We start from the raw sequence: 12,126 nt of genomic DNA on the forward strand, positions 1-12,126 counted from the left end.
CCAGGTCGAATCCGCGCACGGGCGAAGGGCGCCGGCGCCGGGACCGCGTGATCGCGGCTCGGGGCTGCGGGCCTGGCGGTCGGCCGGCTGTGGGTCAGGCGCGGACTACCAAGGTTTTTGCGGCCATGTCGCCCAAGCGGCGGCGGTTCTTTGAGTTGACTACGACGATCATGGCTACCAAGTAGCCGAAGATGCCGTCGATCAGGCGCAGCAGGGTGCGGACGAACGCTGACAGCAGGCCGGGGCGGCCGCCGGTCCCGGCGTCTACCACTCGGATGCCGGTTAGCAGTTTGCCCAGGGTGCGGCCGGTCAGTCCCTCCAGGACGGTGTAATAAAGGATGGCGGCCAGGCTGCCTGTGCCGGAGAGGGTGGTCAGGTCGAAGCCTGACCCGCCGTCCGGACGGTTGACCAGCGAGAGGAACAGGCCGAACACCAGGCTGTCGATCAGGGTGGCCACGATGCGGCGGCCCGTCACGTGGACGTTGGGCGAGCCCGTCGGGTAGACCATGAGTTGATCATGCCGGACGGGTGCCACCGGGAGTGGCCCGGCCGGATTGGCCGGGCCACCGGGGTGGACAGGGTCAGCCCAGCTCGGCGTACACGTCGTCGAGGGCTCCGTGGAACATGTCGCTGCGGGTGTTGAAGTTGGCGCCGCCCACCCGCAGGGGCAGCGTGTTGCTGATCGACAGGGTGGCCGGGATGGTCGCCTGGCCGCGCAGGACGTTGTCGATGTAGATCGACAGGATGGTTCCCTGGCGCTGGCAGAGGATCTTGTGCCACTGACCGTCGGTGACCGGGGCACCGGCCGAGCGCGCGATGTACACCGTCGGCGAACCCACTCCGACAACCGCGCAGTTGGCCCGGCCGGCGGTGCCGCCCAGCTGCATCTTCCACTGGCTGCCGGCGTTGGCCACGCCCTTCTGCATGATGTTGGCCGAGCCGCCGAGCTGCGCCTGCGTCAGGCGGACCCGGGCCGACCAGCGGAACCATCGCGTGCCGGGGTTGAGGTCGGCGGCGTTCGGGGCCTCCATGAGGGCCCGGGCGCAGGTTGTCGCGCCGGTCTGGCAGGTGGCGGGGAAGGCGGCCGCTCCGCCTTCGAAACGAACTACGCCCTGGTCGGCGGTGCGGACACTGAGTGCCTGCCCGCGGCCGGAGGTGTCCGCGACCTTGCCGGCGGTCGCGCCGGAGTTGAAATCCCAGCGGGCCACCAGCGCGAGCGTGCCGGGTGTGTCCGCGAGGGCGGGCGACGCCGGGATGAGCATCCCGGCGGCCGCCGCGAGAGCAAGTGCGATCTTCATACCTATGAGAACGCGTGACGCCCGAAATGTTACGGGAGAACGTCGAGGACCTCGGCCAGCATGCAGACGCCGAGCAGGCGCAGCAGGTGCCAGTCGGTGGCCATCCAGTCGGCGGGACGGGTGGGCGCCTCGCCGACGGCAGGCAGGGTGCGGCCACCGCGGCGGGCCGCGGCGACGATCGAGGTGGCGTAGGCGGCCAGACCGGCCGCGTCGGCGTCGCGGTCGGCGTCGACGAGCGCGTCCCGAACGGCGGCGGCGTGCTGGTCGACCAGGGCGAGCAGGCCCGGGTCGGCGAACGCGGCGGCGAGGCCGTCGACGCCAACGCGCGCCATCATCTCGTCCAGCAGCGCGGCGGCCGGGTCGAGAACCGGGATGTCCGCGTCGGTGGAAATCGGGGCGAAGGCGAGGTATTCGTTCGTCATGGCCAGAACGCTAGGGCCTGCGGGAACCCTAAGACAGGGGGGTAACCGAACGGCACCCGAGCGCCTACGGGCCCGCTACGCGGGGAGCTGGTCCATCGCCTTAAATATCCTTTTGTCCGAAATAGGATAGGCGGTTCCGAGGGCCTGCGCGAACAGGTTGACCCGCAGTTCCTCGATCATCCAGCGGATCGCGGTGAGTTCGTCGGACGGCGGCAGCTCGGCCTTGAGCTCGCGGTACTCGGCCTCGATCTCGTGGATCTGGGCCATCAGCTGCCGGTCCCGGGGCAGGTTGGCGCCGACCCGGTCCAGGCGGTAGGAGATGCCCCGCAGGTAGCGCGGCAGGTGGTGCAGCTGACGCCAGCCGGTGGCGGTCACGAAACCGGGGTAGACCAGGGCTTTCAGCTGCTGCCGGATATCGGCGAGAGCGGCCAGCAGGGCCGGGTTGGAGCTGGAGGCAATGCGCTGCGAGACCTCGTAGGTGGTCGCCAGCACCGCCTGCACCTGGGTCACCACGTTGGCGACCGCGTCGACCAGGTCCTCGCGCACCGCGTCGCGCAGGGTGGCGAAGGCCGGCGACGACCAGGCCGGCCCGCCCGCGTCCGCGACCAGGCGGTCCACGGCGGCCCCGGCACAGTCGTCGAGCAGGTCGGCGATGGACCGATAGGGATTACCCCGGGACAGCTCCAGCTTGGCCCGGTTGTCGAGCCGGCCCTGCAGGTAGCGGGCGGCCGGCGGCAGCGTCAGGAGCAGCAACTTCCGGGTGCCCGCGATCATCGCGAGCCGCTGCTCGGCCTCGGTCTCGAAGACCCGTACGGCAACGGATTCTCCCTCGTCGGCCAGCGCGGGATAGACGCTCACCTCGTACCCGCCGCGGACCTGCTGAAGGCGGCGCGGCAGCGCGCCGAAGTCGTTGGTGGTGATCCCCCGGCGTTCGATGTCGCCCGCGGCCGCGGAGATCGTCTTCTGCACCGCGGGGGCGAGCGAGCGCCGCAGCACGTCGAGGTCGCGCCCCTCCCCCACGATCTTGTCGTTCTCGTCGATCACCCGGAAGTTGACCCGCAGGTGGGCCGGCACCTGGTCGGGCCGCCAGGCGTCGGCCGGGACGACGGTGCCGGTGAGCCGGCGCAGTTCGGAGCCGACCGCGTCGGGCAGCGGGCCGCGCCGGACCGGGACCCGGTCGAGCACGGCCTCGGCCCAGTCCGGGACCGGCACGAAGTTGGTGCGCAGCGCCTTCGGCAGCGCCCGGATCAGCGAGATCACCACGTCCTTGCGGAAGCCGGGCACCGACCACCCGAAGTCATCGGCGTCGAGCTTGTTGAGCAGGGTGAGCGGCACCCGCACGGTCACCCCGTCGGCCACCGAGTCGGGCTCGAACGAATAGCTGAGCGGCAGTTTCACCCCGCCGGCCAGCCAGGCGTCCGGGAACGCGTTCGGGTCGACCGCGTCGCGGCCCGCGTTGACAAGCATTTCCCGGGTGAAGGTCAGCAATTCCGGGTTGTCGCGCCGGGCCTTCTTCCACCACGCGTCGAAATGCCGCGCCGAAACCACGTCGGCCGGAATGCGCGCGTCATAGAGCGCATAAACCGTCTCGTCGTCGACCGCGATATCGCGGCGCCGGGCCCGGTTCTCGATCTCCTCGATGCGCTGCAGAAGCGCCCGGTTGGCACCGAAGAACGCGTGGTGCGTCTCCCAGTCGCCCTCGACCAGCGCGTGCCGGATGAACAGCTCGCGGCACAGCACCGGGTCGACCTTGGAATAGAGCACCCGGCGGCGCGGCACGATCGGCAGGCCGTAGAGCGTGACCTTCTCGAAGGCCATCACCGCGCCCTGTTTCTTCTCCCAGTGCGGCTCACTGTAGGAGCTTTTGACCAGGTGTGGAGCGAGTTTCTCCGCCCATTCCGGTTCGATCCGGGCGTTGACCCGCCCCCACAGCCGGCTGGTCTCCACCAGTTCGGCCGACATCACCCAGCGCGGTTGCTTCTTGAACAGCGCCGACCCGGGGAAAATGGCGAACTTGGCGCCGCGGGCGCCCAGGTATTCGCGCTTGTCGCCCTCTTTGAGGCCGATGTGGCTGAGCAGACCGGACAACAACGCGGTATGCACGTGGGCACCCTCGGCGACGTCCTCACGGTCTTCTTCAAGAGACAATCCGAGGGTACGGGCGACCTGCCGCAACTGCGAATAGATGTCCTGCCACTCGCGTACCCGCAGGTAGTTGAGGAATTCGGAGCGACAGAGCCGGCGGAACTGGTTGCCGGACAACTCCTGCTGTTTCTCGCGCAGATAGCGCCAGAGATTGAGATAGCTGAAGAAGTCCGATTCCTTGTCGGTGAACCGGGCGTGTTTCTCGTCGGCCTGCTGCTGTTTCTCGGTGGGCCGTTCGCGCGGGTCCTGGATGGACAGGGCGGCCGCGATCACCATCACCTCGGCGACGCACTCCTGCTTGTCGGCTTCCATCACCATCCGGGCCAGCCGCGGGTCGACCGGCAGCTGGGCGAGCTGGCGGCCGAGCGGGGTGAGCTTGCGGTCGTCGAGCGCGCCGAGTTCCTCCAGCAGCTTCACGCCGTCGGTGATGTTGCGCCGGTCCGGCGGGTCGATGAACGGGAACTTGGCGAGGTCACCGAGACCGAGATTGGTCATCTGCAGGATGACCGACGCGAGGTTGGTGCGCAGGATCTCCGGCTCGGTGAACTCGGGCCGGGACTCGAAGTCCTCCTCCGAGTAGAGCCGGATGCAGATGCCGTCGGCGACCCGGCCGCAGCGGCCCTTGCGCTGGTTGGCGCTGGCCTGCGAGACCGGCTCGATGGGCAGCCGCTGCACCTTGAGCCGGTTGGAGTACCGGCTGATCCTGGCTGTGCCGGGGTCGATGACGTAGCGGATGCCGGGCACGGTCAGCGAGGTCTCGGCCACGTTGGTGGCCAGCACGACCCGGCGCTGCGAGTGCCGCTCGAAGACCTTGTGCTGCTCGGCGGCGGACAACCGGCCGTACAGCGGGACGATGTCGGTGTTGCGCAGGTTGCGCTTGCCGAGCGCGTCGGCGGTGTCCCGGATCTCCCGCTCGCCGGAGAGGAACACCAGGATGTCGCCGTCCCCGTCATGGCCTAATTCGTCCACGGCGAGTGCGATGCCGTCGACCTGGTCCATCGGTTCTTCGGTTTCCCCATCCGACCGCCCCGCCGCCACCCTTGAATCGCCTGAAGACTCTTCTTGCCTGTCCACCGAGACCAACGGCCGATAACGAACCTCAACCGGATACGTACGGCCGGTGACCTCGATGACCGGGGCGCCGCCGAAGTGTTCGGCGAAGCGGGACGTCTCGATCGTGGCCGAGGTGATGATCAGCTTCAGGTCGGGGCGCCGGGGCAGGATCTCGCGCAGATAACCCAGGATGAAGTCGATGTTGAGGCTGCGCTCGTGGGCCTCGTCGATGATCAGCGTGTCGTAGCGGTACAGCATCCGGTCGTTCTGGATCTCGGCCAGCAGGATGCCGTCGGTCATCACCTTGACCATGGTGTTGTCGCTCACCTGATCGGTGAAGCGCACCTTGTAACCGACCGTGGAGCCGAGCGGCCGGTCGAGTTCCTCGGCAATGCGCTCGGCGACCGTGCGGGCCGCGATCCGGCGGGGCTGGGTGTGCCCGATCTGGCCACGGACCCCGCGACCGAGCTCCATGCAGATCTTGGGGATCTGGGTGGTCTTGCCCGAGCCGGTCTCGCCGGCCACTACGACGACCTGGTGGTCGCGGATGGCGGCGAGGATGTCGTCCTTGCGCTGGCTGACCGGCAGCGACTCGGGGTAGGTGATCGGCGGGACGGAGGCGAGCTTGGCCTCGAGGCGGCCGCGCGCGGCGACCGCCTCGGCCTCGATCTCGGCGATGGCGACCGACCGGGCCGCGTCGTCGCGGATCCGGCGGGTGCCGTCGAGCCGGCGTTGCAGCCGCCGTTCGTCACGGGGAAGGAGTTCGGCGAGCCGGGTGCGAAGTTCGGCGGGTGTTGTCGACATGGCGCAGCAAGAATAGGCGGAACGGACCGCGAACGCCTGGTGATTAACGCCGCTCGGCGAGGCCGTCGACGGCGGCCATCTCCTGATCGGTCAGGGTGAAGCCGGCGATGTCGAAGTTGGTGGCCACCCGCTCGGGTGACGCCGACTTGGGAATGACCACGATCTCGTGCTGCACGTGCCACCGCAGCACCACCCGGGCCGCGTCGACGTCGTGGGCGGCGGCGATCCGGGTGAGCACCGGGTCGTGCAGGTTGGTGGTCTTGAACGGCGAGTAACCCTCGACCACCACGCCGCGCGAGCGATGGGCCTCGACCAGGGCGGAATCCCACAGGGTCGGCCCGAATCGGATCTGGTTGACGGCCGGCACGACACCCGTCTCGGAGACGAGTTCCTCGATGTCCGAGATATCGTAATTACTCACCCCGATCGCCCGGGTGAGACCTTCGTCGCGCAGAGCGGCGAACGAACGCCACACCGGCAGAGACCGGCCACGCGACGGCGGCCAGTGGATCAGCCACAGGTCGACCGCGTCCACGCCCAGCAGCCGGAGGCTGTCGGCGAGCGTGGCGCGCTCCTTGCCGGCCCGCTCGGGCGGCAGCTTGGTGGTGATGAAGACCTGGTCGCGGGGCACGCCGGAATCGGCCAGCGCCCGGCCGACCTCGGCCTCGTTGCCGTACATGGTGGCGGTGTCGAGGTGCCGGTAACCGACGTCCAGGGCGGCGCGGACGGCCTTGTACGCCGCCTCACCACGAAGCTGCCAGGTGCCGAAGCCCAGCAGCGGCATGGCGAGGTCGGTGCCGAGGGGAAGGGCGGGAATGGTCATGCGCCCATCTTGCCCGTCCCTGGGCCGGCTATTCGGCGTCGGCCGGGTGGTGGTGCGGCGCCGGCGACCGCAGCCGGGTGCCGGCCGGGTCCCCGCCGGACGGCGCCGACGACGGCAGCGCACTCAACCCGGGCAGTCGGGTGTTCTCCATCGCGGCCCGCTCGGCGAGCGCCCGTTCCAGCTTCTCCCGGGCCTCGTCGTCAGCCTGGTCGGTGGAGACTTCCTTCTTCGACGGCCGGATCTTCATGGCGTACTCCTCCAATGGCAGGGTGAAGTGGAAGCGCGTACCACCGCCGGGGTTGTCAGCCACGCCGATCTCCCCGCCGTGGCGCTCCACGATGCGTTTGCAAATCGCCAGGCCCAGCCCGGTGCCGGCATAGCCGGCGTCGGCGTGGGCGCGGTGGAACCGTTCGAAGACCTCGGGTTTGTCGGCGTCCGGGATGCCGATGCCGCGGTCCGCGATGCCCACCCGGGTCCAGCCCTCGCCGACCGGGTCGGCGCTGATCTCGACCCGGGCCGCGGCGCCGGGGCGGACGTACTTGAGGGCGTTGCCGATCAGGTTGTCCAGGACGTGCCGCAGCATCGCCGGGTCGGCCGAGACCACCGGCAGCGGGCCGACGACCACCTCCGGGACGGCATCCTCGGCGAGGTGCCCGGTGCGGTCCTGCACCACCTCGTCGGTCAGCGCGGCCAGGTCGACCCGGACGAAGTTCAGCGGCGCGTCCCGGGCGGTGGTGTAGGCCAACAGTGTGTCGATCATGGCGGCCATCCGGTCGACGGCCCGCACGATGCGCAGCAGCGAGTGCGAGGGTCCGCCGCCCTGGAGAGAGTCCTCGAGGAGTTCCTCGCAGTGCCCGCGGATGACGGTGAGCGGCGCCTTGAGGTCGTGCGCCACCACCCCGGCGAAGACCGCGAGGTCGTTCTCGTAGCGGCGCAGCTCGGTGATGTCGTGGTAGATCGCGACCGCGCCGGGCTCCCCGGCGCTGGGGTCGAGCGGCCGCCCGTCGAAGCTGATCAGGACACCCTCGGGCCGCGCCGGGTTGCGGATCAGGATCTCCACCCCGTTGCTGCTCTCCCCGCGCAGTGCCCGGACCAGCGGCAACTCGTCGTGCGGGAACGGGGTTCGCCCGTCCGGCCGGAACAGCCCGTAGTGCTCCTGCCAGGCAGTCGTGTCGGAGGTGTCGTGGTCGACGCCGATCATTTCCCGGGCGGCCGGGTTGTGCAGGATGAATTCGCCGTGCTCGTCGATCACGCCGACGCCGTCGCTGATGCTGGCCATCACCGCGGCGAGCAGGACGGCCTGGCGGCGGCTCTCCCGCTCGGCCTGGCGCAGCTCACGGGTGGCCGCCTCGACCCGGGCGACGGCCCGGGAGCGCGCCGACGCCAGCACGTAGACCAGCCCGGCGATGACCAGGGTGAGGACGATGCCGCCGCCGAGCACCAGGCCGGGCAGCGGGCTGTGCGCGCCGGGCAGGTTGCCGGAGTCGGCCCGGATGATCAGCGTCCATTCCCGGTCGGCCACGTCCAGCAGGCTCTGCCGTTCCATGTCCGGGGTGCCGGGCACGAAATAGTGGGCCACCACCGGCCGGCTGCCGTCGGTGTTGGTGGCCAGCAACTCGCCGTTGAGCTGGCCCTGGCTGACCGCGGCCAGCACCGCGCTGAGGAAGTCCTGGCCGCGCATGCCGAGCAGCAACCAGCCCCGGAACTGCGGGTCGGCGGTGCGCGGCCAGATCGGCGCGGCGAAGACGAACGAGTGCTGCTGCTGGGCCGCCGGCAGGTTGCGGTCGCGTAGCAGGACGTAGGTGTCCGAGACGGTGGGCGTGCTCATCCGCCGCGCGTCACGCATCGCCTCGGCCGGTTGCCGGGCCGCCGACACGTCGAGTCCGGCGGTGGTGCCGGTGCTGCGCAGCCCCCGGTTGAAGATCGAGAAGTAGTGCTCGTGCCCGGTGCCCCTGGGTCGCAGCACCAGCCCGTCGGCACCCCGCGAGCGCCAGCGCGCCTGGGTGGCCGGGATCTGCGCGTCGGTGGCCGGCACCACGAACGCGACGCTGGACGCGCCCTTGAGGCCGGCGTTGGCCAGCGACGAGGTGGCCGCGTCGAAGTCGTCCCAGGTCATGTTGCTGTCGGTGGCCAGGCCGGTGGCGGTGGCCTCGAGCAGCGACTCGTACCGCGCGGTCTCGGTCAGCACGGCGGACTTGGCCATCTCGGCTCGCTGGTCCATGACTCGTTCGGCGTTCTCCCGTTGCCCGGAACGCAGGCCGGACACGATCAGCCCGGTCGCGGTCAGCCCCACGACGACCACGGCGACGGCTAAGAACGCGGCCAAGCGCCCGTGTACGAGACTCACCAAAGTGAGCGTAATACGCAAATCACCCCGGTCTGCCGCTTCGGCCGACCGGGGTGAAACAAGCTTTCTACTTCCAGATGTCGTACTGATAGAGGTTGTACGACGTCATCAGCGCGGTGATCTTGGTGTAGTAGTTCGGATCGGTCGCGTACCCGGCCTTCCAGACCGTCCAGATGAACTTGTTCGCGTCCTTGGAGTACTCGAAGGCCGGCTTGTAGCGGCTGTTCACCCGCAGGAAGCTGCCGTGGTCCCGGAACGAGTGGCCCATCGTGGCGTACGTCCGGAAGGTCGCCGTGGTGGAGAAGCACGCGCCGGCCTTGGTGCACTCCTGGGTCACGTAGTTGTGGCAGCCGTTGGCCAGCTTGCCGTACGCCCCGTTCTGGCATTTGATCCCGAAGTAGTTACGGTCCGTTGCCGAAAGGCTGCTACGCCCCCAGCCCGACTCGAGGATCGCCTGACCGATCGTCACCGAGGCCGGCACGCCGTAATCCCGCCAGCCCTGCTGCGCGCCCGTCACCGACGCCTTGAGGAACTGCTCCGGCGTGATCTGCGGGGTGTCGTCCTGCGGGGTCAGCGAGGCGCCCGGGCACAGCTTCAGCGTCGGCGTGACGACGTAGGCGTGCGAGATGTAACCGCCGTCGGTGAGCCGGTTCCACTGCGTGGTCGTGCGCACGGTGCCGGTCACCTTCGTGCCGACCACCCCGCACACCCCCTGCACGGTGCCGCCGTCGGCGATCGAGCGCTTGACCGCGGCGCTGGTGCTCGGCCCGCTGCGCACGTTCACCGCGCCGACCGTGCTGCGCACGGTGCCGGTCTGATAGGTCACGGCGACCGGCTTCGCCGCGGTGGTCGCGCACCGCGGCACGCTCTTGCTCATCCGGATGTACGCGTGACTCACGTACGCGCCGGTGGACAGCCGGTCCCATTGCGTGGTGGTGCGGACCGGCCCGCTAACCGACGGCCCGGTCGCCGCGCACACGACGGTGACCTTCTGGCCGTCCTTCAGCGTGCCGAGGACCTTGGCCGCGAGCGACGGGCTCACCCGTGTCTTCACCGGCGCGCTGAGCACGTCGACGGTCGCGGTCACCCCGGCGGCCTCGGCGGGGGCCGCAGCCACCAGGAGGCCACCACCGGCAGCGAGCACCAGTAATGGTGCGGCCAGCAGTCGGCGGGTGTTGAAGCCCATGAAACGTCCCCTCGTCTCAGCCCGGCATTTGTCCGGTTCAAGGTCCCGAGAGGGGGTTGCGGGACCAGAGCGATCCCGGTTGCGGCTGCGTTGCCTCGGTCGTCGCCAGAGGCTGTTGCGTCACAACGAAACGCGTGAGACTTACCTGTGCTTGAAAATGGGCGCGTCTGGGCAAACCGCTTCCGTCTCCGATCACCCGCAGCCCGCAGGAGGACCCGCCGATGACGGCCCTGGCGTCCCGATCCGAATCGGCGCCCATCGCCGCGAAACCGCGCGGTGGCGCCGGGCATGTCCTCGCCCCACTGGCCGTCGCGATCCTGGCCGCCGCCGGGGTGGCCGCGCTCTACCGCGCGTTCGTGCTGACCTCGCTGGGGCAATACGTCGACACCACCGCGATGCGCGGCGGCGACGTGAGCCACCCGCGCGTGGTCGAGGTGCTCAGCCGCACGCTGAACGGCACCACCCTGATCAGCCTGGTCGGCGTCTGCCTGGCCGCGGCCACCATCGGGGTGCTGCGCAAGCGGATCGACCTGGCGGTCGGCGCCGCCCTGCTGGTGCTCGGCGCCAACGGCAGCTGCCAGTTGCTGAAGATGCGCCTGGACCGGCCCGACTACGACGGCCTGACCACCCCCAACTCGTTCCCGAGCGGGCACACCGCGGCCGCCGCCTCGGTGGCGTTCGCGCTGATCCTGGTGCTGCCGGCCGCCGTCCGCGGGATGGTCACCATGATCGGGGCCGGTTACGTCATCGTCATCGCGATCGCGACCGTCTGGGCCGAGTGGCACCGCCCGAGCGACACCGTCGCCGCGATCCTGCTGGTGCTGGCCTGGTCGGCCTTCGTGTCCTTCGTGATCCGGCTACGGCGATCCCGGCACGTCAGTCCGGCCGAGCGGCACAGCCGGGTCGGCACCGTCGTACTGCTGATCGTCACCGTCGTGGCCGGCATCGCCGGCGTCCTCGGCCTGGTCACCACCGCGATGTCCGAACGCGTCTCGCCGGACCTGGTCTCCGGCCAGTTCGCGTTCCTGGCCGGCTCGGCCGGCATCGCCGCCGCGGTGGCCGGCGCATTTCTGATCTGGGTGCGGCTGGCGTCCGGCGACAAGCCGGAAACCGCACCGGCGAAGGCGGCGGTCCGCCGCCGCAGTAAGGGAGGCAGCAAGTGACATCCCCGTCCGACAAGCCGGTCACCACGTCGGCTACCGATAACGCACCGACCGCCCCGATCCCGTCGCCCCGGGTGTCCCCCGAGGCGGCCCCGACCGTGTCGTTCTCGGCCGACAGCGCCCCGACGACGGCGATCCCGCCCGGCCCGGCCGGTGCCGTGCCGAGCGTGCCCGCGCAGGCGCCGGCCGGGCCGGGGGTGCCGACCGAGGTGGTCGGCACCTACCCCGACTACGCGATGGCCCAGCAGGCCGTCGACCACCTGTCCGACAACAAGTTCCCGGTCGAGCGCACCGCGATCATCGGCACCGACCTGCGGCTGGTGGAGAACGTCCTGGGCCGGCTCACGACCGGGCGGGCGGCTCTCGCCGGCGCGGCCAGTGGCGCCTGGTTCGGCCTGTTCATCGGCCTGCTGTTCGGCCTGTTCAGCGACTCCGGCTGGTTCGGGGTCATCCTGGTCTGCCTGCTGATCGGCGCGGCCTGGGGCGCCATCTTCGGCGCCATCGCGCACGCCGCCACCGGCGGCCGCCGCGACTTCGCCTCGCGCAGCTCACTGGTAGCCGGCCAGTACGCCGTGACCTCCGAGTCCGAGGTAGCCGACCAGGCCCGCCAGCTGCTGATCCAGCTGAACTGGCGCGCCAGCGGCGCTCAGTAAAGCAGCACGCAAGAAGAGGCCCCGATCTTCGATCGGGGCCTCTTGGTTTGAGCGCAACCAAAGTCGCGCTGAGCCCGCCGAGCGGAGCGAGGCCAGCCAGCTCAGAAGCCCGCAATTAGCTCGGTACGGAGCTTGGCCAGCGCCCGGGTGAGCAGGCGGGACACGTGCATCTGGCTGATCCCGATCTGGTCGGCGATCTGCGACTGGGTCAGGTTGCCGTAGAAGCGCAGGG

Annotated in this window: 10 protein-coding genes; 2 read left to right on the forward strand and 8 right to left on the reverse strand. The window is 70.0% G+C overall.

The window, feature by feature from the left end; all coding sequences use genetic code 11:
* Positions 1-94: 94 nt before the first annotated feature.
* The 7 genes from Ate02nite_RS48040 to gsmA form a co-directional block, all read right to left on the reverse strand.
* Positions 95-508: an RDD family protein gene (locus Ate02nite_RS48040; RefSeq protein ID WP_203814721.1), complete on the reverse strand. Its 414-nt coding sequence runs from the start codon at positions 506-508 to the stop codon at positions 95-97.
* 73 nt (positions 509-581) lie between these two features.
* Positions 582-1,298, reverse strand: a complete 717-nt coding sequence (locus tag Ate02nite_RS48045) for a LamG-like jellyroll fold domain-containing protein (protein WP_203814722.1) — start codon at positions 1,296-1,298, stop codon at positions 582-584.
* Between the two features lie 29 nt (positions 1,299-1,327).
* Positions 1,328-1,720 carry a DUF6401 family natural product biosynthesis protein gene (locus Ate02nite_RS48050; protein WP_203814723.1) on the reverse strand — a complete coding sequence of 131 codons (393 nt, stop codon included), beginning with the start codon at positions 1,718-1,720 and terminating at the stop codon, positions 1,328-1,330.
* Positions 1,721-1,795: 75 nt separating this feature from the next.
* Positions 1,796-5,722, reverse strand: a complete 3,927-nt coding sequence (hrpA, locus tag Ate02nite_RS48055) for an ATP-dependent RNA helicase HrpA (RefSeq protein WP_203814724.1) — start codon at positions 5,720-5,722, stop codon at positions 1,796-1,798.
* A 43-nt stretch (positions 5,723-5,765) separates the two neighbouring features.
* Positions 5,766-6,545 carry an aldo/keto reductase gene (locus Ate02nite_RS48060; protein WP_239148247.1) on the reverse strand — a complete coding sequence of 260 codons (780 nt, stop codon included), beginning with the start codon at positions 6,543-6,545 and terminating at the stop codon, positions 5,766-5,768.
* 28 nt (positions 6,546-6,573) lie between these two features.
* The gene (locus Ate02nite_RS48065) at positions 6,574-8,892 is read right to left on the reverse strand and encodes an ATP-binding protein (protein ID WP_239148248.1); all 2,319 of its coding nucleotides are present in this window, start codon (positions 8,890-8,892) and stop codon (positions 6,574-6,576) included.
* Between the two features lie 67 nt (positions 8,893-8,959).
* Positions 8,960-10,078, reverse strand: coding sequence for a sporangiospore maturation cell wall hydrolase GsmA (gsmA, locus tag Ate02nite_RS48070; RefSeq protein WP_203814725.1), 1,119 nt, complete (start codon positions 10,076-10,078; stop codon positions 8,960-8,962).
* 221 nt (positions 10,079-10,299) lie between these two features.
* Here gsmA and Ate02nite_RS48075 point away from each other — a divergent pair, with 221 nt between their 5' ends.
* Both Ate02nite_RS48075 and Ate02nite_RS48080 read left to right on the forward strand, forming a co-directional pair.
* The gene (locus Ate02nite_RS48075; RefSeq protein ID WP_203814726.1) at positions 10,300-11,241 is read left to right on the forward strand and encodes a phosphatase PAP2 family protein; all 942 of its coding nucleotides are present in this window, start codon (positions 10,300-10,302) and stop codon (positions 11,239-11,241) included.
* 74 nt (positions 11,242-11,315) lie between these two features.
* Entirely contained in the window at positions 11,316-11,894 is a 579-nt protein-coding gene (locus Ate02nite_RS48080; RefSeq protein WP_438871336.1) for a YflT domain-containing protein, read from the forward strand.
* Between the two features lie 101 nt (positions 11,895-11,995).
* Here the strand turns inward: Ate02nite_RS48080 and Ate02nite_RS48085 are convergent.
* A partial coding sequence (locus tag Ate02nite_RS48085) for a sigma factor-like helix-turn-helix DNA-binding protein (protein WP_275423012.1) occupies positions 11,996-12,126 on the reverse strand: 131 nt, incomplete at its 5' end.

The organism is Paractinoplanes tereljensis (assembly GCF_016862435.1).
Taxonomy (GTDB): domain Bacteria; phylum Actinomycetota; class Actinomycetes; order Mycobacteriales; family Micromonosporaceae; genus Actinoplanes; species Actinoplanes tereljensis.